This is a genomic window from Streptomyces sp. NPDC001663 (assembly GCF_042893105.1).
Lineage (GTDB): Bacteria > Actinomycetota > Actinomycetes > Streptomycetales > Streptomycetaceae > Streptomyces.
Genome location: NZ_JBIAUR010000015.1, coordinates 80453 through 104975, shown reverse-complemented (window position 1 = coordinate 104975; position 24523 = coordinate 80453). Strand labels below are relative to the sequence as shown.

At 69.5% G+C, this 24523-nt stretch carries 23 protein-coding genes; 12 read left to right on the top strand and 11 right to left on the bottom strand.

The window, feature by feature from the left end:
• Window positions 1-128 precede the first annotated feature (128 nt).
• Both ACFY1L_RS39510 and ACFY1L_RS39505 read right to left on the bottom strand, forming a co-directional pair.
• Complete coding sequence (locus ACFY1L_RS39510) at window positions 129-1214, bottom strand: family 2 encapsulin nanocompartment cargo protein polyprenyl transferase (protein WP_388835851.1); 1086 nt, start codon at window positions 1212-1214, stop codon at window positions 129-131.
• A 113-nt stretch (window positions 1215-1327) separates the two neighbouring features.
• The gene (locus tag ACFY1L_RS39505) at window positions 1328-2734 is read right to left on the bottom strand and encodes a family 2B encapsulin nanocompartment shell protein (RefSeq protein ID WP_388835848.1); all 1407 of its coding nucleotides are present in this window, start codon (window positions 2732-2734) and stop codon (window positions 1328-1330) included.
• A 294-nt stretch (window positions 2735-3028) separates the two neighbouring features.
• On the opposite strand from ACFY1L_RS39505, the gene ACFY1L_RS39500 reads away from it, so the two are divergent.
• Both ACFY1L_RS39500 and ACFY1L_RS39495 read left to right on the top strand, forming a co-directional pair.
• On the top strand, window positions 3029-3619 hold the full coding sequence (locus tag ACFY1L_RS39500) for an N-acetylmuramoyl-L-alanine amidase (RefSeq protein WP_388835845.1): 591 nt from the start codon (window positions 3029-3031) through the stop codon (window positions 3617-3619).
• A 22-nt stretch (window positions 3620-3641) separates the two neighbouring features.
• Window positions 3642-4559, top strand: a complete 918-nt coding sequence (locus ACFY1L_RS39495) for a 1-aminocyclopropane-1-carboxylate deaminase/D-cysteine desulfhydrase (protein WP_388835842.1) — start codon at window positions 3642-3644, stop codon at window positions 4557-4559.
• Here ACFY1L_RS39495 and ACFY1L_RS39490 read toward each other — a convergent pair.
• Window positions 4532-6136 (bottom strand): Na+/H+ antiporter, encoded by a 1605-nt coding sequence (locus ACFY1L_RS39490; RefSeq protein ID WP_388835839.1) that lies wholly within the window; start codon window positions 6134-6136, stop codon window positions 4532-4534. The two genes, ACFY1L_RS39495 and ACFY1L_RS39490, sit on opposite strands and share 28 nt — an antisense overlap.
• A 63-nt stretch (window positions 6137-6199) precedes the next feature.
• Between ACFY1L_RS39490 and ACFY1L_RS39485 the strand changes: the two genes are divergently transcribed.
• From ACFY1L_RS39485 to ACFY1L_RS39475, 3 genes are all read left to right on the top strand, one after another.
• Window positions 6200-6460: a UBP-type zinc finger domain-containing protein gene (locus tag ACFY1L_RS39485; RefSeq protein ID WP_388835836.1), complete on the top strand. Its 261-nt coding sequence runs from the start codon at window positions 6200-6202 to the stop codon at window positions 6458-6460.
• A gap of 270 nt (window positions 6461-6730) precedes the next feature.
• Window positions 6731-7144 (top strand): hypothetical protein, encoded by a 414-nt coding sequence (locus ACFY1L_RS39480; RefSeq protein WP_003992877.1) that lies wholly within the window; start codon window positions 6731-6733, stop codon window positions 7142-7144.
• Between the two features lie 17 nt (window positions 7145-7161).
• Entirely contained in the window at window positions 7162-8265 is a 1104-nt protein-coding gene (locus ACFY1L_RS39475) for an RNA polymerase sigma factor SigF (protein WP_388835833.1), read from the top strand.
• A gap of 35 nt (window positions 8266-8300) precedes the next feature.
• Here ACFY1L_RS39475 and ACFY1L_RS39470 read toward each other — a convergent pair whose 3' ends face one another.
• Window positions 8301-8747: a hypothetical protein gene (locus ACFY1L_RS39470; protein ID WP_388835831.1), complete on the bottom strand. Its 447-nt coding sequence runs from the start codon at window positions 8745-8747 to the stop codon at window positions 8301-8303.
• Between the two features lie 160 nt (window positions 8748-8907).
• On the opposite strand from ACFY1L_RS39470, the gene ACFY1L_RS39465 reads away from it, so the two are divergent.
• Together ACFY1L_RS39465 and ACFY1L_RS39460 are read left to right on the top strand one after the other, a co-directional pair.
• Window positions 8908-9876, top strand: a complete 969-nt coding sequence (locus ACFY1L_RS39465) for a diacylglycerol/lipid kinase family protein (RefSeq protein WP_388835828.1) — start codon at window positions 8908-8910, stop codon at window positions 9874-9876.
• A gap of 320 nt (window positions 9877-10196) precedes the next feature.
• A complete protein-coding gene (locus ACFY1L_RS39460; RefSeq protein ID WP_006142322.1) occupies window positions 10197-10454 on the top strand; it encodes a WhiB family transcriptional regulator in 258 nt (85 codons plus the stop codon).
• A 209-nt stretch (window positions 10455-10663) separates the two neighbouring features.
• On the opposite strand, the gene ACFY1L_RS39455 is transcribed toward ACFY1L_RS39460, so the two are convergent.
• Window positions 10664-12130, bottom strand: a complete 1467-nt coding sequence (locus tag ACFY1L_RS39455) for a sensor histidine kinase (RefSeq protein ID WP_388836309.1) — start codon at window positions 12128-12130, stop codon at window positions 10664-10666.
• Window positions 12131-12527: 397 nt separating this feature from the next.
• Entirely contained in the window at window positions 12528-13160 is a 633-nt protein-coding gene (locus tag ACFY1L_RS39450; RefSeq protein ID WP_388835825.1) for a TetR/AcrR family transcriptional regulator, read from the bottom strand.
• A 96-nt stretch (window positions 13161-13256) separates the two neighbouring features.
• On the opposite strand from ACFY1L_RS39450, the gene ACFY1L_RS39445 reads away from it, so the two are divergent.
• The gene (locus ACFY1L_RS39445; protein WP_388835822.1) at window positions 13257-14009 is read left to right on the top strand and encodes an SDR family oxidoreductase; all 753 of its coding nucleotides are present in this window, start codon (window positions 13257-13259) and stop codon (window positions 14007-14009) included.
• Between the two features lie 39 nt (window positions 14010-14048).
• On the opposite strand, the gene ACFY1L_RS39440 is transcribed toward ACFY1L_RS39445, so the two are convergent.
• Window positions 14049-15119 carry an SIS domain-containing protein gene (locus ACFY1L_RS39440; protein WP_388835819.1) on the bottom strand — a complete coding sequence of 357 codons (1071 nt, stop codon included), beginning with the start codon at window positions 15117-15119 and terminating at the stop codon, window positions 14049-14051.
• Window positions 15120-15345: 226 nt separating this feature from the next.
• On the opposite strand from ACFY1L_RS39440, the gene nagB reads away from it, so the two are divergent.
• Window positions 15346-16131 carry a glucosamine-6-phosphate deaminase gene (gene nagB, locus ACFY1L_RS39435; protein WP_388835817.1) on the top strand — a complete coding sequence of 262 codons (786 nt, stop codon included), beginning with the start codon at window positions 15346-15348 and terminating at the stop codon, window positions 16129-16131.
• Window positions 16132-16266: 135 nt separating this feature from the next.
• Here nagB and ACFY1L_RS39430 read toward each other — a convergent pair whose 3' ends face one another.
• The 4 genes from ACFY1L_RS39430 to ACFY1L_RS39415 form a co-directional block, all read right to left on the bottom strand.
• Complete coding sequence (locus tag ACFY1L_RS39430; RefSeq protein ID WP_388835815.1) at window positions 16267-17754, bottom strand: glycoside hydrolase family 3 protein; 1488 nt, start codon at window positions 17752-17754, stop codon at window positions 16267-16269.
• Window positions 17755-17763: 9 nt separating this feature from the next.
• On the bottom strand, window positions 17764-18627 hold the full coding sequence (locus ACFY1L_RS39425; protein ID WP_388835813.1) for a carbohydrate ABC transporter permease: 864 nt from the start codon (window positions 18625-18627) through the stop codon (window positions 17764-17766).
• A complete protein-coding gene (locus ACFY1L_RS39420) occupies window positions 18624-19613 on the bottom strand; it encodes a carbohydrate ABC transporter permease (RefSeq protein ID WP_388835810.1) in 990 nt (329 codons plus the stop codon). Before ACFY1L_RS39420 ends, ACFY1L_RS39425 begins: the two co-directional genes overlap by 4 nt.
• A 125-nt stretch (window positions 19614-19738) precedes the next feature.
• Window positions 19739-21022 carry an extracellular solute-binding protein gene (locus tag ACFY1L_RS39415; RefSeq protein WP_388835807.1) on the bottom strand — a complete coding sequence of 428 codons (1284 nt, stop codon included), beginning with the start codon at window positions 21020-21022 and terminating at the stop codon, window positions 19739-19741.
• A gap of 309 nt (window positions 21023-21331) precedes the next feature.
• Here ACFY1L_RS39415 and ACFY1L_RS39410 point away from each other — a divergent pair, with 309 nt between their 5' ends.
• The 3 genes from ACFY1L_RS39410 (at window position 21332) to ACFY1L_RS39400 (ending at window position 24508) form a co-directional block, all read left to right on the top strand.
• The gene (locus ACFY1L_RS39410; RefSeq protein ID WP_388835804.1) at window positions 21332-22096 is read left to right on the top strand and encodes a GntR family transcriptional regulator; all 765 of its coding nucleotides are present in this window, start codon (window positions 21332-21334) and stop codon (window positions 22094-22096) included.
• A 101-nt stretch (window positions 22097-22197) separates the two neighbouring features.
• Window positions 22198-24336, top strand: coding sequence for a carbon starvation CstA family protein (locus ACFY1L_RS39405; RefSeq protein ID WP_388835801.1), 2139 nt, complete (start codon window positions 22198-22200; stop codon window positions 24334-24336).
• Complete coding sequence (locus tag ACFY1L_RS39400; RefSeq protein ID WP_388835798.1) at window positions 24308-24508, top strand: YbdD/YjiX family protein; 201 nt, start codon at window positions 24308-24310, stop codon at window positions 24506-24508. The genes ACFY1L_RS39405 and ACFY1L_RS39400 overlap by 29 nt, the downstream gene beginning before the upstream one ends.
• The last annotated feature ends 15 nt before the right edge of the window (window positions 24509-24523 follow it).

The following is a 24523-nucleotide window of genomic DNA, read 5'->3' as shown; positions in this document are numbered from 1 at the left end:
CCACGAAAAAGGGGGCCCCGCACACCGTGGGGATGTGCGGGACCCACCGGGCCGGAGCCTGGGCGGCCGTGCGGGGTCAGGAGCCGCGCGGCCGCCCCGGTGGCTCCGGGGTCTGTTGAGTACAGCGGTCAACTGGTGCGACGCGTCACGAACTCCGCCAACGCGAGCAGCCCGCCCGCCGCCTCCGGGTCGGGAACCGCGCGGGCCAGCTCCTGCATCGCGCGGGCCATCCGGTCGGCGGCCTGGACCTGCGCCCAGTCGCGCCCACCGGCCTGCTCCACGGCGAGAGCGGTGCGCGCGATCGCCTCTGCGTCCTCCTTGTCGTACGGCATTTCGTACAGGGCGGCCAGTTCACCGGCCGCCGGTGTGCCCGAGGTGAGCGCGGCGACGACCGGCAGGGACTTCTTGCGGGCCGCCAGGTCGGCGCCGGCCGGCTTGCCGGTGCGGCTCGGGTCGCCCCATATGCCGATCACGTCGTCGATGAGCTGGAACGCGAGCCCGGCCTCACGGCCGAAGGCGTCCAGCGCCTCGACGTCCTCGGCGGGCGCCCCCGCGTACAGCGCGCCCAGCGCGCAGGCGCACCCCAGCAGCGCGCCCGTCTTCGCCTCGGCCATGGTCAGCACCTCGTCGAGGGTGACCTCGCCGGGGCCGAGCCGCTCCATCGCCGTGTCCGCGTGCTGCCCCGCGCACAGCTCGACGACGCAGGCCGCGAGCCGGGCGCCGGCCTGCGCGGACGCCGGGTGCGGGTCCTCGGCGAGCATCCCCAGGGCGAGCGCCTGCAGGGCGTCTCCGGCGAGGATCGCGTCGGCGTCGCCGAACACGGTCCACGCGGTGGGCCGGTGGCGCCGGGTGGTGTCCCGGTCCATCACGTCGTCGTGCAGCAGCGTGAAGTTGTGGACCAGTTCCACCGCCGCGGCCGCCCGCACCGCCGACTCGCGCGCTCCCGGGCCGCCGAGCGCGGCCGCCGCGGTGAGGACCAGTGCGGGACGGATCGCCTTGCCCGCGTTGCCCGCCGCCGGACTGCCGTCCGCGTGCTCCCAGCAGAAGTGGTAGAGCGCGATCCGGCGCATGGAGCCCGGCAACGAGTCGACCGCGGCGCGCAGTTCGGGGTCGACACACGCGCGGGTGCGGTCCAGGATCGCCGCCGCCTCGTGTCCGTCCAGCGGCCCCGCCCCGGTGGCACGTTGCTTCGTGTCCGTCATCAACTCGGCCATGGGATCCCCCTCGGTCAGTCCGCGGACGGTAGCGCTTCCGCTGCTGCTGGGCGCATACGACCGGGGTGTACCCGCCCCGGTGGGCGGGGACACGGCTCCGAGGTGCAGAAACGTCACCTCCAGCGACCGATCTCGACGTTCTCCAGGACACCGAGGGCGTCCGGCACGAGCACCGCGGCCGAGTAGTACGCCGTCACGAGGTACTTGATGATCGCCTGTTCGTTGATGCCCATGAAGCGCACGGACAGGCTCGGCTCGATCTCGTCCGGGATGCCGGCCTGCTGCAGTCCGATGACGCCCTGCTCGGCCTCGCCCGTACGCATGGCGATGATCGAGCTCGTACGGGCCTCGCTCACCGGAATCTTGTTGCAGGGGTAGATCGGCACACCGCGCCAGGTCGGGATGCGGTTGCCCGCCACCTCGATGGTCTCAGGGACCAGGCCGCGCTTGTTGAGCTCGCGGCCGATCGCGGAGATCGCGCGCGGGTGGGCGAGCAGCAGCTTGGTGCCGCGCCGCCGGCTGAGCAGCTCGTCCAGGTCGTCGGGGCTGGGCACGCCGTCGTGCGGCTGGAGCCGCTGGTCGTACTCGCAGTTGTGGAGCAGCCCGAACTCGCGGTTGTTGACCAGCTCGTGCTCCTGACGCTCCTTCAACGCCTCGACCGTGAGCCTGAGTTGCTGCTCGGTCTGGTTCATCGGCTGGTTGTAGAGGTCGGCCACGCGCGAGTGGATGCGCAGCACGGTCTGGGCGATGCTCAGTTCGTACTCGCGGGGCCTGGCCTCGTAGTCGACGAAGGTGTGCGGGATGTCGGGCTCGCCGCTGTGGCCGGCGGCGAGGTCGACCTCCTTCTCGCCGAACTTGTTGGTGCGCTGCTGCGGAATCGCGCGCAGCTGCTGGAGGTGCTCGCGCAGGGAGTCGGAGCGCTCCGCGACCTGGTCGACGTCCTGACGGGACAGGACAAGCACTGTGCACGCGGTGTCCGCGCGGGCGGTGTACTCCCAGATGGCGTCCGGGTCGACCAGGGCCGCATCGCCGAAGTAGGCGCCGTCGGCGAGCACCCCGAGGACCGCGTCGTCGCCGTACGGGCCCGTGCCGACCTTCTCGACCCTGCCGTGCGCCAGCAGGTACACCTCGTCCGTCTGACTGCCGAACGAGGTGATCACGGATCCCGGCGCGAACTCCTGCTGCCGGCAGCGCTGGGCGAGCTCCGAGAGCACCTCCTCGTCCTCGTACGAGCGCAGGGCCGGGAGCTCGCCGAGCTCGGCGGGGATGACCTCGACCCGGTCGCCGGTCTTCACGAACGTGATGCGGCCGTCTCCGACGGCGTAGCTCAGCCGCCGGTTCACCCGGTAGGTGCCGCCCTGGACGTTCACCCACGGCAGCATGCGCAGCAGCCAGCGTGAGCTGATCTCCTGCATCTGGGGTGCGGACTTGGTCGTGGTGGCCAGGTTCCGTGCGGCAGCGGTGCCGAGACTCTGCTGCGGCTTGCCCTGCTCCGTACGGACCTCTTCGCCTACCGACATATGAGAACTGCCCTCCCGGTCATACAGCCGGCGCCCGACTGCGCGGCTGCGTCGATCTCCGCGGACAAGCCTCCCATCACGGAGCGTGTCGGTGCTATTACACGAAAGAGGGGGAATGGATCATCCGCGGCTGGGCAGATGCGCGAATTCTGTCCAGCGGGCACGGTGTTCGGGATGTCCGGATCGAGACATCCGTCCCGCGAACCATGTGTAATCAGTCGTGCACTGTCGGTAAGACCTACGAGACGAGGGGCCGCGACCGGCGGCCGCCGGCACGGTACGAAGGAGGCGGTCATGGCATCACCCATGTCCGCGGGCAGTTTCCTGGAGGGGCTCAGGGCGGAGGGCCTGACGGTCGTCGAGGTCGGCGACTGGGAGCACCACAACCGCAACCACAAGGGGCCGTGGGGCCCCGTCCACGGCGTGATGATCCACCACACGGTGACGAGCGGCAGCGAACGCACCGTCGAGATCTGCCGGGACGGCTACCCGGGCCTGCCCGGCCCCCTCTGCCACGGCGTCATCACCAAGGACGGCACGGTCCACCTGGTCGGCTACGGCCGCGCCAACCACGCGGGCCTCGGCGACGACGACGTGCTGCGCGCGGTGATCGCCGAGAAGGCGCTTCCGCCGGACAACGAGGCGAACACCGACGGCAACCGGCACTTCTACGGCTTCGAGTGCGAGAACCTCGGCGACGGCGAGGACCCCTGGCCGGCCGCCCAGCTGGAGGCGATCGAGAAAGCCGCCGCGGCCGTGTGCCGGCACCACGGCTGGACGGAGCGGTCGGTCATCGGCCACCTGGAGTGGCAGCCGGGGAAGGTGGACCCGCGCGGGTTCACGATGGCGTCGATGAGGGAGCGGATCCGGGAGCGCCTGAAGTGACGCGCCAGGCCACAATGGCCGAGTGACCGGCCTCGACACCCTGCACCCCCGGCTCCCCTCCCCCTTGCAGGAACTGCCGGACGACCGCTTCGCACGCCACGGCATCCGTCTCCTCCTCAAGCGCGACGACCTGATCCACCCGGAACTGATCGGCAACAAGTGGCGCAAGCTGGCGCCGAACCTCACCGCGGCGGCCGGCCGTACCGTCGTCACCTTCGGCGGCGCGTACTCCAACCATCTGCGCGCGACGGCCGCCGCGGGCCGCCTCCTCGGGCTGCCCACGGTGGGCGTGGTGCGCGGCCAGGAGCTGGCCGACCGTCCGCTCAACCCCTCGCTGTCCCGGTGCGCGGCCGACGGCATGCGGCTGCACTTCGTCGACAGGTCGACGTACCGCCGCAAGGCCGAACCCGGCACCCTCGCGCGTGTGCTGCGCACGGCCGGCGCCGACGACGCGTACGTCGTCCCCGAGGGCGGCAGCAACGCCGAAGCCGTACGCGGCTGCCGGGCCCTGGGCGAGGAGCTGCGCGGCGAGGCCGACGTCGTCGCCCTGGCCTGCGGCACCGGCGGCACGCTCGCCGGGCTGGCCGCGGGGCTGGGCCCCGGCCAGCGCGCCCTGGGCGTACCTGTCCTCAAGGGCGGTTTCCTGACCGCCGACATAGAGGGCCTCCAGGAGCAGGCGTTCGGCGGCCGTATCGGCGACTGGAGACTCGACGACCGCTTCCATTTCGGCGGCTACGCGCGCGTGCCCTCGGAACTCGACGCCTTCGCCGAGGACTTCGAGCAGCGTCACGGGGTGCCGGTCGAGCGTCTGTATGTCGCCAAGTTGCTGTACGGACTTGTCGCCCTGGCTGAAGAGGGGGCGCTCCCGCGCGGGACGACGGTGGCGGCCGTCGTCACCGGGCGGCCTTTTCCTCAGGAGCCGTCCGCCGTCTCCCGGTAGGCCGCCGCCTCCTCCAGGTCCAGCCTGCGCAGCAGAGTCCGCAGCATCTCGTCGTCGATGTAGCGGCCGTCCCGCAGCCTGACGAACATCGCGCGCTCGGCGCCGATCATCTCCCGGGACAGTCGGCGGTAGGTGTCGTCGACGGATTCGCCGGTGACCGGGTTGGTCTGGCCGAGGCGTTCCCAGACGGCGTTGCGGCGGCGCTCCAGGACCTGGCGCAGCCGGTCCGCGAGGGGCGGCGGGAGGGCATTGCGTTCGTCGGTGAGGAGTTCGTCCAGGCGCCCCTCGGCGACCCGGGAGGCCTGAGCCTGGGCGTTGGCCTCCGTGAGGGTCTCGGCCTGCGTGTCCCGGGCGGGGAAGTTCAGCAGGCGGATCACCGGGGCCAGGGTGAGCCCCTGCACCACCAGGGTCCCGATGACGGTCGTGAAGGTCAGGAACAGGATGAGGTTGCGCTGCGGGAAGGGCTCGCCGCCGTTCACGGTGAGCGGGATCGAGAAGGCGATGGCCAGCGAGACGACGCCCCGCATGGCCGCCCAGGACGTCACGATCGGCCCTCTCCAGGTGGGGTTGGCCTCGCGTTCCCTGATCCGCGGGGACAACATGCGGGGCACGAAGGTCCCCGGGTACACCCACACGAACCGGCTCACGACGACCACCAGGAAGACCACGACCGCGTACCAGGCGGCGTCCACGCCCTCGTAGTCCCCGAGGCCCTTGAGGACGACCTGCAGCTGCAGTCCGATGAGGGCGAACACCGCCGACTCCAGGACGAAGGCGACCACCTTCCACACCGCGTCCTCCTGGAGGCGGGTGGCGAAATCGACCTCCCACGCGCGGTGTCCGAGATAGAGGGCGACGACCACGACCGCGAGGACTCCGGAGGCGTGCACCTGCTCGGCGACGGCGTAGGCGACGAACGGGATCAGCAGCGACATGGTGTTCTGCAGCAGCGCCTCCTTCACGTGCGTGCGCAGCCAGTGGATCGGCAGCATCAGCACCAGCCCGACCGCCACACCGCCGAGTGCCGCCAGCAGGAACTCGCCGATCCCGCCGATCCAGGAGGCGCCCTCGCCGACCGCGGCCGCGACGGCGACCCGGTACGCGGTGATCGCGGTCGCGTCGTTCAGCAGGGACTCGCCCTGGAGGATCGTGGTGATCCGCGAGGGCAGCCCCACCCGCCGGGCGACCGCCGCCGCCGCGACCGCGTCCGTCGGCGCCACCACCGCGCCCAGCGCCAGCGCCGCGGGCAACGGCAGCCCCGGCACGATCAGATAGGCGGCCCAGCCGACCACGAACGTCGCGAAGAGCACGTAGCCCACCGACAGCAGCGCCACCGGCCGCATCGAGGCCCGAAGATCGAGGTACGAGCTCTCGACGGCCTCCTTGTGCAGCAGCGGGGGCAGCACCAGCGGCAGCACGATGTCCGGGTCGAGGGTGTAGTCCGGCACCCCGGGGACGTACGAGACGGCGAGTCCCACCGCGACGAGCAGCAGCGGGGCCGGCACCGGAGTGCGCCGGGCGGCCGCCGCGATCGCGGTGCTGGCCGCCACCAGCAACAGCAGTGGCATAACGTCCATGACCCTCGCCCACCCTCGGTTTTTCCGCGCGGCCGTCCGCACACCCGTCGTAATCTGGCAATCATGAAACAGTGCACGCATGCCGACGCGCTGCCGCTCCCGGAACCCGGTCCGCTGACCGAGACGTGTCCGGAGTGCCTGGCGCAGGGAACGCACCCGGTACAACTGCGGCTGTGCCTCACCTGCGGCCACATCGGCTGCTGCGACTCCTCGCCGGGACGGCACGCCACAGAGCACCACAAGGACTCCGGACACCCGATCATGCGCACGTTCGAGCCCGGCGAGAACTGGCGATGGTGCTTCGTTGACCACGTTCTCGTGTGACCCTGGACGACCGGGGGACGACCCACGATCCGGACGGTTCGACCGTCTGACGTCTGGGTACGTCAACCCGGCGCGCGTTCTTCCCAATTGGAGCCGCAGACCCCTAGACACGGAGCGTGTCCACAGGTTTACTGTGAGTGACGGCAAGGGGTTGGGGTCCTGGGGACAGGAAAGTTGAGAGCGCGATAGCGTCACCGCTGAACCACACATCGCGTTACCCCGGGGGGCAACCCTCGGCCCCGAAAAGCTTGTACCACCTTGGAGGTGAGGGTGTCCCAGATCGCAGGCGAGCCCGCGACCCAGGACTTCGTGGAAGTCCGGCTGCCGGCCGCGGGTGCCTACCTGTCGGTGTTGCGTACCGCGACTGCCGGCCTCGCGGCCCGTTTGGACTTCACCCTCGACGAGATCGAGGACCTGCGCATCGCGGTGGACGAGGCCTGCGCGATCCTGCTCCAGCAGGCCGTGCCCGGCTCGGTTCTCAGCTGTGTCTTCCGGCTCGTCGACGACTCTCTCGAGGTCACCGTCTCGGCGCCGACCACGGACGGTCATGCCCCCTCGCGGGACACCTTTGCCTGGACCGTCCTGTCCGCGCTCGCGGGCAAGGTCTCCTCCGCCGTGGACAAGGACAAAACCGTTTCGATCAGCCTCTACAAACAGCGCGGCGCGGGACCCGGGCCGGCGTGAGGACAGGGGACGGGCCGGTGCGTGACGAAGAGCGCGGCACACGGGAGCTGCCGGCCGAGGGCACAGGCGGGTCCCGACGCACGGAGGATGCCGTCGGCACCGACGGCATGGCGGGCATCCCCGAGCAGGCCCGGCCGCACCCGGAGGACGACTCCACGGAGGCCGGCCTCCCGGACGACGGGCAGCGGGATCGGGAAGGCGCCGTGCAGAGCACCCCTCTGGACGGACGGAACGGGGTCACCCCGGTCCGAGCGGAGGCGAGGGCTCGGAGAAGGGCGACGGGCGGGACGATGAGCGAGCACGAGCGAAACGCCGAGGGCGACGGGCAGGGCGCGCAGAGCGTGCAGCAGGCCACGCAGCACGACGCACAGGACCGCAGCGGAGCGCGCGCGATGTTCGTCGAGCTGCGCAAGCTGAAGGACGGTAGCGCGGAGTACGCGGAGCTGCGCAACCAGCTGGTCCGTATGCACCTGCCGCTCGTCGAGCACCTCGCGCGCCGCTTCCGCAACCGCGGCGAGCCGCTGGACGACCTCACCCAGGTCGCCACCATCGGCCTGATCAAGTCGGTCGACCGCTTCGACCCGGAGCGCGGCGTCGAGTTCTCGACGTACGCGACCCCGACGGTCGTCGGCGAGATCAAGCGGCACTTCCGCGACAAGGGCTGGGCGGTCCGCGTGCCGCGGCGCCTGCAGGAGCTGCGCCTCGCGCTCACCACGGCGACCGCGGAGCTCTCGCAGCAGCACGGCCGCTCCCCCACGGTCCACGAGCTCGCCGAGAAGCTGGCGATCTCGGAGGAGGAGGTCCTGGAGGGCCTGGAGTCGGCCAACGCCTACTCCACACTGTCCCTGGACGTCCCCGACACGGACGACGAGTCCCCGGCCGTCGCCGACACCCTGGGCGCCGAGGACGAGGCTCTGGAGGGCGTCGAGTACCGCGAGTCCCTCAAGCCGCTCCTGGAGGACCTCCCGCCGCGCGAGAAGCGGATCCTGCTGCTGCGTTTCTTCGGCAACATGACCCAGTCGCAGATCGCGCAGGAGGTCGGCATCTCCCAGATGCACGTCTCCCGCCTGCTGGCCCGCACCCTGGCCCAGCTGCGCGAGAAGCTCCTGGTCGAGGAGTAGACCACAGCTCCACGGCCGCTGCGGCGCCGTACGAACTACTGCTTGCCGTCCTGCGCACGACCCGGTCCCTTGATCCCGAGGGCCTGGGTCGTCGCCGGATTGACCAGCAGCACCAGGGACGCGACGGCGACGACCGCGAGCACGATCCCCGCCGGAATGGCCACGCTGTCGGCCTGCAGCAGGTTGTAGGCCACCGGCAGCGCCATGATCTGCGTGATGACGGCCGGACCGCGGCTCCAGCTCTTCTGCTTGAGCAGCCCGCGGGCGGCCAGCAGCGGGAGCAGGGCAAGGACGATCAGCGTGATGCCGCCGGTGACGGCGGACCCGCGGTCGTCCGGGTCGCCTCCGAGGCCCTCCACGAGCATCCAGACTCCGCCGGCGACCAGCGCGACCCCTTCCAGCGCGGCGAGCGCGGCGGCGTAGGTCAGACGGCGCGGGCGGGCGGCGGTGTCTTCCTCGGTGTGGGTCTGCTCACTGGTCACCTCTGAAGGGTAGCCCCGGGCAGCTGACGGCCGGCCCCAGGGACGCAGGCCCCCACGGCAGGGTTGAGCCCGGTCCCCGTGGTGAGACTCACGCCCCGCCTCTTACCTGATCCCTACCTCGGCCTGTGCCCGGTACCACCCAGTAGGTACGCTGCAACCCATGCGTGCACTTCTCGTAGCCAACCCGGCAGCTACCACCACAAGCGCACGTACGCGCGACGTCCTGATCCACGCCCTCGCGAGCGAGATGAAACTCGAGGCGGTCACCACCGAGTACCGCGGCCACGCGCGCGACCTGGGCCGGCAGGCTGCGGAGAGCGAGGACATCGACCTGGTCGTGGCCCTCGGCGGCGACGGCACGGTCAACGAGGTGGTCAACGGCCTGCTGCACGCAGGTCCGAACCCGGAGGGTCTCCCCCGCCTCGCCGTGGTCCCCGGCGGCTCCACCAACGTCTTCGCCCGCGCCCTGGGCCTGCCGAACGACGCCGTGGAGGCGACCGGCGCACTGCTGGACGCCCTGCGCGAGGGCAGCGAGCGCACGGTCGGCATGGGCATAGCCGCGGGCACCCCGGGCACGGAGGACGAGGCGGTGCCGACCCGCTGGTTCACCTTCTGCGCCGGGCTCGGCTTCGATGCCGGCGTGGTCGGCCGGGTCGAGCAGCAGCGGGAGCAGGGCAAGAAATCCACACACGCCCTTTACCTGCGCCAGGTCGCACGGCAGTTCCTGCAGGAACCCAACCGGCGGCACGGCACGATCACCCTGGAGCGGCCCGGCGAGGAGCCGGTGACCGACCTGGTGATGTCCATAATCTGCAACACGTCCCCATGGACGTATCTGGGCAATCGCCCGGTGTACGCGACACCTAAGGCCTCGTTCGATACCGGGCTCGACGTACTCGGTCTCAGCCGTATGTCCACGGTCGCAGCCGTCCGGTATTCCACACAATTGCTCACTTCGTCCCCTGAGCGCGGACCCCACGGCAAGCACGCCCTGTCTCTGCACGACCTGGACCAGTTCACCTTGCATTCGAAGGCACCTCTGCCCCTTCAGATGGACGGCGACCACCTGGGGCTGCGCACGAGCGTGACGTTCACAGGCGTACGCCGTGCACTGCGTGTGATTGTGTGAGCAGAAAGGGCTGAAGTCCTTTCACTCGAACGTTTAGGCCAGGATCCACCCCATGGAAGTACGGCTGTGACCTAGTCGACACCGAGGAATCAAAAAAAACTTTCCGGAAGGGGTTGTATCCGCCGCTGAGGTTTGCGAGTCTCTACGTGGCGGTCGGGACAGCCCGCAACACCGGCGTCCACAGATCACCGGAACCCCTCTTCAAACCCCAGGACCACGACAGGGAAACCTGTCGGGCGGCCCTTCACTTGTTGAGGGATTCGTGAAAGCGTTCACATTCACAAGCAACCCGCATGTAATACCAAGGAGAGGTAGCAGCCATGGACTGGCGTCACAACGCCGTTTGCCGCGAGGAAGACCCCGAGCTCTTCTTCCCCATCGGCAACACCGGTCCTGCGCTGCTGCAGATCGAGGAAGCCAAGGCCGTCTGCCGTCGCTGCCCCGTTATGGATCAGTGTCTGCAGTGGGCGCTCGAGTCCGGCCAGGACTCCGGCGTCTGGGGTGGTCTCAGCGAGGACGAGCGTCGCGCCATGAAGCGCCGTGCCGCCCGCAACCGGGCCCGTCAGGCCTCCGCCTGACACACCCGCCCCACAAAGCCTGAGCTTGGCGGCGCGTACAGCGAGTACGCATCTCCCGCCCCCGAGCCGCAGCGCGCAGTACCCCCGATGCGCAGCACAAGCTGGCAACGAGCATTCGAGCCCCGGACCTGGGAACGGTCCGGGGCTTCTTGCTGTCCACCGGCCTTGCGTACGGCCCCAGTTGGGTACGGCAGCGCCGGCGTGCGGCGTTACTTGTTCGCCCGCACCGGCACGTCGAGGATCACCCGGGTCCCGCGCTCCGGCGCCGGCACCATGTCGAACGTGCCGCCCAACTCCCCTTCCACCAGGGTCCGTACGATCTGCAGACCCAGGTTGCCCCCGGTGTGCGGGTCGAAGCCCTCGGGTAGGCCGACGCCGTCGTCCTGGACGGTGACCAGGAGGCGGGCCTCCTTGGTGGTTCCGCCGCGGACGGCGGAGACCTCGACCGTGCCGGTGTCGCCCTCGCGGAAGCCGTGTTCGAGGGCGTTCTGCAGGATCTCGGTCAGGACCATCGACAGCGGGGTGGCCACCTCGGCGTCCAGGATGCCGAAGCGGCCGGAGCGCCGGCCGGTGACCTTGCCCGGCGAGATTTCCGCCACCATGGCCAGCACCCGGTCGGCGATCTCGTCGAACTCCACGCGCTCGTCCAGGTTCTGGGAGAGCGTCTCGTGCACGATCGCGATCGATCCGACGCGGCGGACCGCCTCTTCGAGGGCCTCGCGGCCGCTGTCGGAATCGATGCGCCGGGCCTGCAGACGGAGCAGGGCGGCGACCGTCTGGAGGTTGTTCTTCACCCGGTGGTGGATCTCCCGGATGGTCGCGTCCTTGGTGATCAACTCGCGCTCGCGGCGGCGGAGTTCGGTGACGTCCCGGAGCAGGACGAGTGAACCGATGCGTGTGCCCTTGGGTTTGAGCGGGATCGCGCGGAACTGGATGACCCCGTCGTGGGCCTCGATCTCGAACTCGCGCGGCGCCCAGCCACTCGCGACCTTGGAGAGGGCTTCGTCCACCGGCCCACGGGTCGGGGCGAGTTCGGCGGTGGTCTTGCCGAGGTGCTGTCCGACGAGGTCGGAGGCGAGGCCCATGCGGTGGTAGGCGGAGAGCGCGTTCGGAGAGGCGTACTGGACGATGCCGTCGGCGTCGAGGCGGATCAGGCCGTCGCCGACGCGCGGTGCGGCATCCATGTCCATCTGCTGGTTCGCGAACGGGAAGGCGCCGGCCGCGATCATCTGCGCCAGGTCCGAGGCGCTCTGGAGATACGTCAACTCCAGGCGGCTGGGCGTGCGTACGGTCAGCAGGTTGGTGTTGCGCGCAATGACACCGAGGACACGCCCCTCTCGCCGTACCGGAATCGACTCGACCCGGACCGGGACCTCCTCGCGCCACTCGGGGTCGCCCTCGCGCACGATCCGGCCCTCGTCGAGCGCCGCGTCCAGCATGGGGCGGCGGCCGCGCGGGACGAGGTGGCCCACCATGTCGTCCTGGTACGAGGTCGGGCCGGTGTTGGGGCGCATCTGGGCCACCGAGACGTACCGGGTGCCGTCGCTGGTGGGGACCCACAGGACGAGGTCGGCGAAGGAGAGGTCGGAGAGCAGCTGCCACTCCGAGACCAGCAGATGGAGCCACTCGAGGTCGGAGTCGTCGAGGGCGGTGTGCTGGCGGACCAGTTCGTTCATGGAGGGCACGTGTGCGAGCGTACCTGGCGGTTTGTACGGCTCCGAAATGAGCGGTCCTGCGCAGGGGAGGCCGTACGGGCCCGGAAAACACCCGCGGGCCGCGGCGCCTGAGAGGGACCCTCAACCCTCTCGGCACCGCAGCCCGGAGCAATATCGGCCGCGGGGTGTGCGGTCCCGGTGTCGGCCGAAGGTTGAGGAGCCGGGGCAGTCAGGGCAGAGAGCTCCGGTTCCTCGGTCCGCCTTCCTGTGCGGGGAAGACGGAAGTCTCTGGTTCAATTGTGGACTAGACCACTATGCGTGTCCATGCGTTGGAGCCTGTTCGTTGTTGTTATTTCTCGAACGGTCTCCAACTGGTCGGACGCCCTAGCATCCACCACGCAGCCTAACCCGTGTGGGTTCATGTGCGGGGCCAGATGGCCATGGCAATTTCCGCGAGCGCCTCCAACTCCTCGCGACTCGCCCCGTCCCGCGCCTGTTGGGACATGCCCTGGATGATTGCTCCCGTGTGCCGGGCGAGCGCGGCGGCGTCGGTCCCGGCAGGCAGCTCCCCCGATGCGATGCCTGCCCTTATACGGTTCTCGAAGGCAGCGATGTTGGCGTTGCGCCGCTCGCGCAGGGACTCCTCGACCTCGGGGCTCGTGCAGTTCGTGGCCGCGTGGATGACGAGGCAGCCGTGCGGGCGGCCGGGGGCCGTGTACTCGGCGGCGGCCTCCCGCAGCATCCGCTCCACGGCCGCCCGGGCGGTGGACTCCTCGGCGAGGGCACGGTCGCCGAAGGAGCCGTAGCGCGCGCCGTACACGGTCACGACCTCCTCGAACAGCGCCCGCTTGTCGCCGAAGGCCGCGTACAGACTCGGCGCTCCGATGCCCATGACCCGGGTGAGGTCGGAGACGGAGGTGGCCTCGTACCCGTGCTCCCAGAAGGCCATGACCGCCTTCTCGAGCGCGGTCTCGCGGTCGAAGGAACGGGGGCGGCCGCGCGGCTTGGAGGCTGGTGCGGCCTCGGTCTTCGTGTCCTTGCTGCCCACCATGGAGTGAATTGTATAGGGGGCGCTAGAGAAATGTCGGCGGGCTGCTGTACGGTCTTTTTGTAGCGACCGCTAGGGAATTGCGAAGGGGGCGCCGACATGGGCGTGCTTGCAGGCAGGACGGCACTCGTCACGGGGGCGAGCAGGGGCATCGGGCGCGGGGTCGCCGAGCGGCTGGCGCGTGACGGGGCGCGGGTCGCGGTGCACTACGGCGTCAACGAGGCGGCGGCGAAGGAGACGGTTGCCGCGATCGAGTCGGCGGGCGGTTCGGCGTTCGCGATCGGGGTGGAGCTGGGGCGGCCGGGGGATGCGCAAGCGCTGTGGGAGGAGTTCGACCGGCACGCGGACGGGCTGGACATCCTGGTGAACAACGCCGCGATCGGGAAGACGCGGCCGATCGACGAGATCGGGGAGCAGGAGTACGACAGGGCCTTCGCCGTGAATGTGAAGGCACCGTTCTTCATCGTCCGGCGGGGCATTGCGCGGCTGCGCGACGGGGGCCGGGTCATCAACATCTCGTCGGGCCTGGCCCGGACGGCCGCGATGCCGGACAACGTGGCGTATGCGATGACCAAGAGCGCGCTGGACGTCTTCTCCCGCGACCTGTCCAAGGTGCTGGGCCCCCGGGGCATCACGGTGAACTCGGTCGCGCCGGGAATCATCGACACGGACAACACGTACGAGCTGCTGCACGGCACTGCGGGCGGGTGGGAGCAGGCAGCCGCGATATCGGCGCTGGGCAGGGTGGGAGAGACGGCCGATGTCGCGGACGTGGTGGCGTTCCTGGCCTCCGACGCGGGGCGGTGGGTCACGGGGAGTTGGGTGGATGTGACGGGGGGTTCGCTGACCTAAGGGCCGAAAGAACAGGTGCCGCGTCCGCCCCTGCTTCACTCAGCGCGTCTCCGTCACCTTCGCCAACGCCCGCGGGGCGTCCGGGTCCTGGCCTCGGGCGATGGTGATCTCGTGGGCCAGGAGCTGCAGCGGGATGATCTCCAGGATGGGTTGGACCTCCTCGGCCACTCCCTCGGTGGGCAGGACGAAGCCGGCCGATGCCTGCTCGACCTGGTGCGCCGGGCCGACGACGAACAGGTCGGCGCCGCGGCCGCGCAGCCGGTCGAGGACGGGCTGGAGGGCCTCGCCGCCCTTGCCGTCCGTGACGACCGCGATGACCGGGGAGACGTTGTCGACCATGGCGAGCGGGCCGTGCAGGAGGTCGGCGCCGGAGTAGGAGAGGGCGGGGATGTAGCTGGTCTCCATCAGCTTGAGGGCGGCCTCCTTGGCCGTGGGATAGCCGTAGCCGCGGGAGGTGATCACCATGCGCTCGGCGAAGCGGTAGCGGGCGGCGAGGGCGCGGATCTCGTCCTGCCGGCCGAGGAGTTGCTCGGCGAGGTGGGGGAGCACCTTCGCGGGGGTGCCGTCGCCGCCGTGCAGACCTTCTACGAAGAGGTACAGCGCGAGGAGGGAGGCCGTGTAGGTCTTGGTCGCGGGGAGGGCCTTCTCGGGTCCGGCCATGATGTCGACGTGATACTCGGAGACGCCGGCCAGTGGTGAGCCGGGGTTGTTCGTGACGGCGAGGGTGATCGCGCCCGCCTCGCGGGCGGCCCGGGTCGAGGCCACCAGGTCCGGGGAGCCGCCGGACTGGCTGACGGTGACGACGAGGACGTCGGTGAGGTCGGGGCGGGCCCCGTACGCCGTGGTCGTGGACATCGAGGTCAGGCCGCAGGGCAGGCCGAGGCGGATCTCCAGGAGGTACTTGGCGTAGAGGGCGGCGTTGTCGGAGGTGCCGCGGGCGGTCAGGAGGACGAAGCGGGGCCTGCGGGCGGCGATCTCCTGGGCAACCTGCCGGATGCCGGGGGCGCCCTCCTCCAGGATGCGGCGCAGCACGGCGGGCTGCTCGGCCATCTCGCGGGCCATGATCCGGCCCGGGACGTCGGTGCGGGGGTCCGGTGTCGCGGCGGTCATGGTGGGGTCCTTCCCGGTTCAGCTGAGGGGTGCTGCGCACGGCGGCATCGCACCAATTCCACTCCCCCATGGCGAATGGCGCCTGTCCTGCGCATGGAAAGACGATGACCCCACTTCACCTGGGCCACAAGGGGCGACTCTGTTAGATTGGTCTAAACCACATAGCCCGTTCCGGGTGCCGGTTGAGTCCCCTCTTCAGACCGTTTCTTCAGATCGGCAGGCCAGCGTGGAAGTTGTCATCGTTCCGGACGCCAAGTCGGGCGGCGAGCTCATCGCCGAGGCCATGGCGCAGCTCCTGCGGCGCAAGCCCGAGGCGCTGCTCGGCGTGGCCACCGGTTCCACCCCGCTGCCGATCTACGAGGCGCTGGCGGCGAAGGTGCGCTCCGGTGCCGTGGACGCCTCGCGGGCGCGGATCGCGCAGCTCGACGAGTATGTGGGGCTGCCGGCCGAGCATCCGGAGTCGTACCGTTCGGTGCTGCGCCGTGAGGTGCTGGAGCCGCTCGGGATCGGGATGGACGCGTTCATGGGGCCCGACGGGACGGCTGAGGACGTGCAGTCGGCGTGCGCCGCGTATGACGCTGCGCTGGCGGAGGCCGGGCGGGTGGATCTGCAGTTGCTCGGGATCGGGACGGATGGGCACATCGGGTTCAACGAGCCCTGTTCCTCGTTGGCCTCGCGGACTCGGATCAAGACGTTGACCGAGCAGACCCGGGTGGACAACGCGCGGTTCTTCGACGGGGACATTTCGCAGGTGCCGCATCATGTGATCACTCAGGGGATCGGGACGATTCTCGAGGCTCGGCATCTGGTGCTTCTCGCGACGGGCGAGGGCAAGGCGGATGCGGTTGCGGCGACTGTGGAGGGGCCGGTGGCCGCGGTGTGTCCGGCCTCGGCCTTGCAGTTGCATCCGCATGCGACGGTTGTTGTCGACGAGGGGGCTGCGTCCAAGTTGAAGCTGGCGGACTACTTCCGGCACACGTTTGCCAACAAGCCGGACTGGCAGGGGATTTAGCGGTTTCGTCCGCCGGGTTCGGTGGGCTTCGGACCGCGGGTGGTGGTGGGTTGCTCGCGCAGCTCCCCGCGCCCCTTGACGACGCGACGGGCGCCGGCCCCTTGAAAGGGGCCGGCGCCCGTCGCGTCGTAGGGGCTACTCCCCCGTGATGATCTCCGCCGCCGCTCGGCCGCACACTCGGGCCGCCCCGTGCGTCGCGATGTGGAGGGTGCCGCGAGGGGGCGCCTGGGGCAGGCCCATTTCGACCACGACTGTGTCAGGGCGGGTCTTGAGCACCGTGTCCAGGGCCGTTGTCATCCAGGGGTGGCGGTGTTCGTCGCGGACCACGGCCACGATGCGGCGCGGGCCCGCCGCGGCCAGGGCTGCGAGGCCTGCGGAGTCGCCGGCGAAGCTGCCCGTTTCGGTGCCGGGGAGGCGGCGGAAGAGCTCCGCCGCGACGCCCCAGGGGGTCTCGTCGCCGACCGCGATGTTGGCGACCGGGGTGAAGGCGGCGACGTAGGGCGGTTCGGTGAGCGGGGTGAAGGGCTCCGCCGCGGTCACCCTCAGGGCGCGGCGGGCCGCACGCAGGCCGACCTCGGGATCGGCCGTCAGCTCCGCGCCGGCCGCTCCTGCGGCTGCCGTCCAGCGGGCCAGTGACCGCACCCGTTCCGCCGCGTCGGCCAGGCGTTCCTCGGGGAGTTCGCCGGAGCGGACCGCCTCGACCAGGGCGTCGCGCAGGCGGCGTACCGTCTCGTCGTCTGCGAGGCCGCCGCCCACGCAGATCGCGTCGGCGCCGGCGGCGATCGCGAGGACGCTGCCCCGTTCGATGCCGTATGTTCCGGCGATGGCCTGCATCTCCATGCCGTCGGTGACGATCAGGCCGTCGTAGCCGAGTTCGCCGCGCAGGAGGTCGGTGAGGATCGGGCGGGAGAGGGTCGCCGGGTGGTCCGGGTCCAGGAGCGGGACCAGGATGTGTGCGCTCATGATCGCCCGGGTGCCGGCGGCGACGGCGGCGCGGAACGGGGTCAGTTCGCGGGACTGCAGGACCGACGCGTCCACGTCGATGCGCGGGAGCGCGTGGTGGGAGTCGACGGCCGTGTCGCCGTGGCCCGGGAAGTGCTTGGTGCAGGCGGCGACTCCGGCGGACTGCAGGCCGGTGACATAGGCGGCCGTGTGCCGGGCGACCAGGTCGGTGTCGGCGCCGAAGGAGCGGACACCGATCACGGGGTTCTCGGGGTTGGAGTTCACGTCGGCCGACGGGGCCCAGTTGAGGTTGACCCCGCAGGCGGCGAGGCGACGGCCGAGTTCCGCGGCCACCTCCCTCGTCAGGTCCACGTCGTCGACCGCGCCCAGCGCGTTGTTGCCGGGGAAGGAGGAGCCGGTGCGGACCTCGAGGCGGGTGACGTCGCCGCCCTCCTCGTCGATCGCGACCAGGACGTCGTCCCGCTCGGCCCGCAACTGGGCGGTCAGGGCCGCCAGTTGTTCGGGGGAGGCGATGTTGCGGCCGAAGAGGCCTACGGAGGCGAGGCCTTCACCGAGCCGGCGCAGCAGCCATTCCGGAGCCGTCGTACCGGTGAAGCCCGGCTGAAGGACCGTCAGGGCGTCGCGGGTCAGGGTGTCTGTACCGCTGGCGAATGTCGTCATCGGGTGGCGTTATCCCTTCACTGCGCCGGCGGTCAGGCCCGCGGCCATCTTGCGCTGGACGAGGAGGAACAGGACGACGATCGGCACGGCCATCATCGTGGCTCCGGCCATCATCGGGGCGTATTCGGTGCCGTGCTTGGTGGTGAAGTTGCCGAGCCAGACCGTCGCGGTCTGGTTCTTCTGGCTGAGCAGCATCAGGGCGTAGAGGTACTCGTTCCACGCCTGGATGAAGCCGTAGACCGAGGTCGCGACCATGCCGGGGGCGAGGAGGGGGAAGACCACGCGGATGAAGGCGCCCGTACGGGAGCAGCCGTCGACCATGGCTGCCTCCTCCAGTTCCCTCGGGATGTTGACGATGAAGCCGCGCAGCGTCCACACCGTGAAGGGGAGGATGAAGGTCAGGTAGGTGATGATCAGGCCCGAGAGTTTGTCGTACTGCTCCAGGTCGTTGAGGAGCAGGAAGACCGGGATGATCATGGCGACCAGCGGGACCATCTGGACGGCCAGGATGCCGACGATCACGATCTTGCGGCCGCGGAACGCGAACCGGGAGATGGCGAGCGCCGCCAGCATGCCGACGACGATGCCGATCGCCACGACCGACAGGGAGACGATCAGGCTGCGACCGACCGGGCCCCAAAAGTCCGCGATCGCCAGCGCCCGGCGGAAGTTGTCGAGCGTGAAGCCGGTCGGGAACAGGCTCGGGTCGGGGTCGATGGTGTCCTTGGCCGGCTTGATGGCCGTGTTGAGCATCCAGTAGACGGGGAAGCCGGCGGTCAGGAAGACCAGGAGGCCGAGAAGGTTCCAGCCGAGCTTGGACTTGCGGGGCCGGCCGGTGGGGGTCGCGGGCCGCCCGGTGGTGATCGCGCTCATTCGACCTCTCCGATCTTCAGCATCTGGCGCATGTACACGGCGACCACGCCGAGCAGCAGCACCACGGTGATCAGGGCGATCGCCGAGCCCTGCGCATAGTCGTTGACCACGAAGGCACGGTCGTAGGAGTAGGTGGTCAGGAGCTGGAACTCCGCTTCCGGGTGGCCGTTTCGCATCACGAAGACCTGGGGGAAGACGCCCATGTCCCAGATGACCGACAGGGTCGTGAGCATCACGATGATCGGCTTGAGGATGGGCAGGGTGACGTAACGGAAGACGCCCCAGGAGCCCGCGCCGTCCAGCCGGGCGGCTTCCTCGAGTTCGGCCGGGACCTGGGTGAGTCCGGCGCTGAGCGTGATGACCACGAAGGGGACGGCTCCCCAGACCACCAGCAGCATGATCACGGCGAGGCCCTGCGGGCCGCTGGCGAACCAGTTGTGGCCGATCATCTCCACGCCCGGCAGCTTGCTGAGCAGCGCGTTGAGGATGCCGTAGTCGGCGTCGAACAGCCACTTGAAGACCGTGGTGGCAACGATGATGGGCATGCCCCAGCTGGCCACCAGCACGATGTTGACCAGCGTCTTCACCCAGCCGGAGACCCGCTGGAGCAGCAGCGCGATCAGCATGCCGAGGACCATCGTGAAGATGACGGCACCGGCCGCGAAGAGGATCGTCCGGACCACGACCTGCCAGAACTCGCCGTCGCCCAGCACTCCGGTGAAGTTGTCCAGGCCGACCCACTCGGCCGGCTGGAAGCCCCACAGCTGGGACTGCCCGAACTTCTGGAAGGACAGGGTGACCAGGCGGACCAGCGGGTAGCCCATCACCAGGGCGAGGATCAGCAGACAGGGCGCGAGCAGCAGCCACGGTGTGGCCGCGCCGCCCGAAGTCCGGGCTCTGCGTGGGTGCTTCGCGACCGGCGGTGGTGGCGGCGCCTGCCGCGGCGGCGGCACCTTGGCAGGGGTGGTGGTGTCTGCGGCACTCATGGCGCGCTCCTCAGCGGTCCCTCAGGTCGTACGAAAGCGGAGCCCGCACGTCCGCACGGGGCCGAACCCCGCGCAGCCGTACGAGAAGCAGGGCTCTGTCGGTGCAACAGAGCCCTGCCCGAAGGTCACTTGGTGTTGATGACCTTGTCGATCGCGGCGTCCGCTTCCTTCGCGGCGGCCGCCACCGACTCCTTGCCGGTGCCGATGTTCTGCAGCATGGTCTGCAGGACCTGGGCCTTCTCGACCTGGCCCCAGCCGGGCGCCATCGGGACGAACCAGTTGGACTCGGCCGCGGTGGCCGGGACCGCCGTCGCGGGGTCGTTCTTCAGGGTCGCGAGGTCGGTCTTGTTGTTGGGCAGGTTGCCCTTGGCCATCAGGCCCTTCTGACCGGAGGGACCGGTGAACGCGTTGATCCACTCGGCGGCGACGGCCTGCGCCTTGGACTTCACCGGGATGGCGAGGTCCGAACCGCCCAGGAAGACGGGCATGTTCTGGCCGGACGGACCCGGCATCACGAAGTTCTCGAGGTTGTTCTTGAGCTTGCCGGTCTTGTCGTTCTTCGGGTCGGCGGAGGTCGCGCCCTCCCAGGCGGCACCGAAGATCATGCCGGACTTGCCCTGGCCGTAGACGATGTAACGGTCCGACTCGTCCTTGGTCTTGTCGCCGTGCATGTACTTGTCGATGACGTTCTTGAACTCGGTCAGGCCCTTGATGGACTCCGGCGAGGAGAGGTTGGCCTTCCACTGGCCGCCCGACTCCTTGGCGATGGAGCCGCCGGCGTCGTAGACGAAGGACATGGCCGCGTACCAGTCGCGGGTGGGCTGGTAGCAGGCGGAGAACTTGTCGCCCTCCTTCTTCTGCACCTTGTCGAGGGCGGCGGTGAGCTCGGCGTAGGTCTTCGGCGGGGTCTTGACGCCGACCGAGGCAAAGAGGTCCTTGCGCCAGTTGGCTACGCGGCCGCCCGCGTAGTACGGGACGCCGTAGGTCTTGCCGCTGTACGTCACCGAGGCCTTGAGGCCGTCGAGCCAGGCGGAGGAGTTGGTGAACTTCGAGGCGTCGACGGGTGCGAAGGCGCCCTTGACCATGTAGCTCAGCATCTCGGTGTTGCCCATCTCGACCACGTCGGGGGCCTTGTCCGTGGCGAGCACCGCGTCGAGCTTGGTGTTCTTGTCCGGCCAGCCGTAGTACTCGTGGTTGATCTTGATGCCGGGATGCTTCTTCTGAACCGCCGCGTCGGCCGCCTTCACCAGGTTCGGCCAGTTGTTCTGGGCGTCGACGGTGAGCCAGACGGTCAGTTCCTTGGCGTCCGCGCCGCTGTTGGAAGAGCCGTTGTCGTCATTGCCCCCACACGCCGCGATGGAGACCATCATGCCCGCGATACCGATCGCGGCTATGAGCTTGCGCTTCACGCCACCCTCCTCAGGGATGCCCACACCTCCCCGCTCATGCGCCGGGACCTGAACCAATGGTGTAGACCAGTACCGGGAGCTTGGACCAGACCAGAGGAGCTGTCAAGGGCCCTCGAAACGGCCCTGACCAGCCGTTATGCGACCTACATATGCAGGAACCTTTAAGTAAGAAGCCAGCGAAAACAGCGACGCCGGAGTAGTCTCGTCCGCTAGACCACTTAGCCCTCCGTGGACTAGACCAAAACAGCTGGCGACGGTATACAGAAGGGATCACGAAGTGACCCGCATCCGGAGCCGGGAAGGCAGAGCATGAGCACCGACGTCAGCAGTGCGGAGAACGAGGGTGGAGCGAGTGTCCGTACCGCGCGCGTGCCCAAGTACTACCGCCTGAAGAAGCACCTGCTCGACATGACGGAGACACAGTCGCCCGGCACGCCGGTACCGCCCGAGCGCACGCTGGCCGCCGAGTTCGACACCTCGCGCACGACGGTGCGGCAGGCCCTTCAGGAGCTGGTCGTCGAGGGCCGCCTCGAACGCATCCAGGGCAAGGGCACCTTCGTCGCCAAGCCGAAGGTCTCGCAGGCGCTCCAACTCACCTCGTACACCGAGGACATGCGCGCCCAGGGCCTGGAGCCCACCTCGCAGTTGCTGGACATCGGCTACATCACCGCCGACGACCGCCTCGCCGAGCTCCTCGACATCACGGCCGGCGGCCGGGTGCTGCGCATCGAGCGCCTGCGCATGGCCAACGCCGAGCCGATGGCCATCGAGACGACGCACCTGAGCGCGAAGCGCTTCCCGGCGCTCAGGCGCAGCCTCGTGAAGTACACGTCGCTCTACACCGCCCTCGCCGAGGTCTACGACGTCCATCTCGCCGAGGCCGAGGAGACCATCGAGACCTCGCTGGCCACCCCGCGCGAGGCGGGCCTGCTCGGCACCGACGTGGGCCTGCCGATGCTGATGCTCTCCCGCCACTCACTGGACCGGGAGGCGCAGCCGGTGGAGTGGGTGCGGTCCGTGTACCGGGGCGACCGATACAAGTTCGTCGCGCGTCTGAAGCGTCCTCAGGAGTAGGGCACCACAAGGACCTCCCCCCAGTACTGCACGCGGTGTAGCGCAACTGCCGCTCCTGTTCTACGGTCCTCCCGTCGCCGCATGGACGGGAGGACATCCCAGTGCGTACCGCGAACGTCCGCTCCATCGTCATCTGGACCCTCGTCGCACTGGTCGGTGCGGCGGGCTGGTCCGTGCTCGCGCTCTCCCGGGGCGAGGACGTGTCGGCCGCCTGGATGGTCGCCGCCGCCCTCGGCTCGTACGCGATCGCCTATCGCTTCTACGCGAAGTTCATCGCGTACAAGGTGCTCAAGGTCGACAAGACCCGGGCCACTCCGGCCGAACGCCTCAACAACGGCATCGACTTCCACCCCACCGACCGCCGCGTGCTGCTCGGCCACCACTTCGCGGCGATCGCCGGCGCCGGGCCCCTGGTCGGGCCGGTGCTGGCCGCGCAGATGGGCTATCTGCCCGGCACGGTCTGGATCATCGCCGGCGTGGTGTTCGCGGGCGCGGTCCAGGACATGGTGGTGCTGTTCTTCTCCACGCGCAGGGACGGGCGTTCGCTCGGCCAGATGGCGCGCGAGGAGATCGGCCCCTTCGGCGGCGCGGCCGCGCTGATCGCCGCCTTCGCCATCATGATCATCCTGCTCGGTGTGCTGGCCCTGGTCATCGTCAACGCCCTGGCCGCCTCGCCCTGGGGCACCTTCTCCATCGCGATGACGATCCCGATCGCCCTGCTGATGGGCTTCTATCTGCGGGTACTTCGCCCCGGCCGGGTCGCCGAGGTCTCGCTGATCGGCGTGGCGCTGCTGCTGCTCGCGCTCGTCGCGGGGCGCTGGGTCGCCGAGTCGTCGTGGGCCGACACGTTCACGCTCGCGCCCTCGACGCTGGTCGTCTGGCTGGTGGCGTACGGCTTCATCGCCTCGATCCTGCCGGTCTGGATGCTCCTGGCACCCCGCGACTACCTCTCCACCTTCATGAAGATCGGCACGATCGTGCTGCTCGCGCTCGGCGTGGTCATCACCCTGCCGACCCTGAAGATGGACGCGGTGACCGACTTCGCCTCGCGCGGCGACGGCCCGGTCTTCGCGGGCTCGCTCTTCCCCTTCGTCTTCATCACCATCGCCTGCGGGGCGTTGTCCGGTTTCCACTCGCTCATATCGAGCGGTACGACGCCGAAGATGATCCAGAAGGAGACGCAGGTCCGGATGATCGGCTACGGCTCCATGCTGATGGAGTCGTCGGTCGCGATCATGGCGTTGGTCGCGGCGAGCATCATCGACCCGGGGCTGTACTTCGCGATGAACGCGCCGGCGGGCGTCATCGGCACCACCGTCCAGAACGCCTCGCAGGTGGTGACCGGTTGGGGCTACCAGATCTCCCCGGCCGACCTCGCCCAGGCGGCGAAGAGCGTCGAGGAGGCGACCCTGCTCTCCCGCACCGGCGGTGCGCCCACGCTCGCCATCGGTGTCTCGGAGATCTTCTCCAAGGTCACCGGCGGAGGCCTCAGGGCCTTCTGGTACCACTTCGCGATCATGTTCGAGGCGCTGTTCATCCTGACCGCGCTGGACGCCGGTACGCGGGTGGGCCGGTTCATGCTCCAGGACATGCTGGGCAATGTCATCAGGCCGTTCAAGAACGTGAGTTGGAAGCCGGGCCTGGTCATCACCAGCGGGATCGTGTGCGCGCTGTGGGGGTACTTCCTCTGGGTGGGCGTGCACGAGCCCCTCGGCGGCATCAACCAGCTGTTCCCGATCTTCGGCATCTCCAACCAGCTCCTTGCCGCGGTCGCCCTGGCCGTCTGCACCACGCTGCTGGTGAAGTCCGGGCGCCTCAAGTGGGCCTGGATCACCGGGATTCCGCTCGCCTGGGACGCGACCGTCACGCTCACGGCGAGCTGGCAGAAGGTGTTCTCCAGCGACCCGAAGCTCGGCTTCTTCAAGCAGCGGTCGGTCTTCCAGGACGCCATCGACGCCGGGAAGGTGCTGCCACCGGCAAAGAACATGGACGACATGCACACCGTGGTCACCAACTCCACGGTGGACGGCGTCCTTACGGCGGTGCTGGCCCTTCTGGTCGTCGTGGTCATCGCGGACGCGTTGCGCGTCTGCGTCCGGCACATACGCCGGCCCGCCCTGTCCACGCTCAGCGAGTCGCCGTACGTCGAGTCGAAGATCACCGCTCCGGCCGGGCTGATTCCGACCCACGAGGAGAAGGAGGAGGCGCGCGATGCGGTCGGCGCTGGTACGGGCGGCTAGGAGTGTGCGCTGGTATGTGCGGGAGCTGACCGACGAGTCGGCGTACGACCGGTACGTGGCGCACGTACGGAAGGACCACCCACAGGCGGAGGTGCCGTCCCGGCGTGATTTCGAGCGGATGAGGACGGACCGTCAGGAGCAGGATCCGCGGCAGGGCTTCCGCTGCTGCTGACGCGCTGTCATCGGA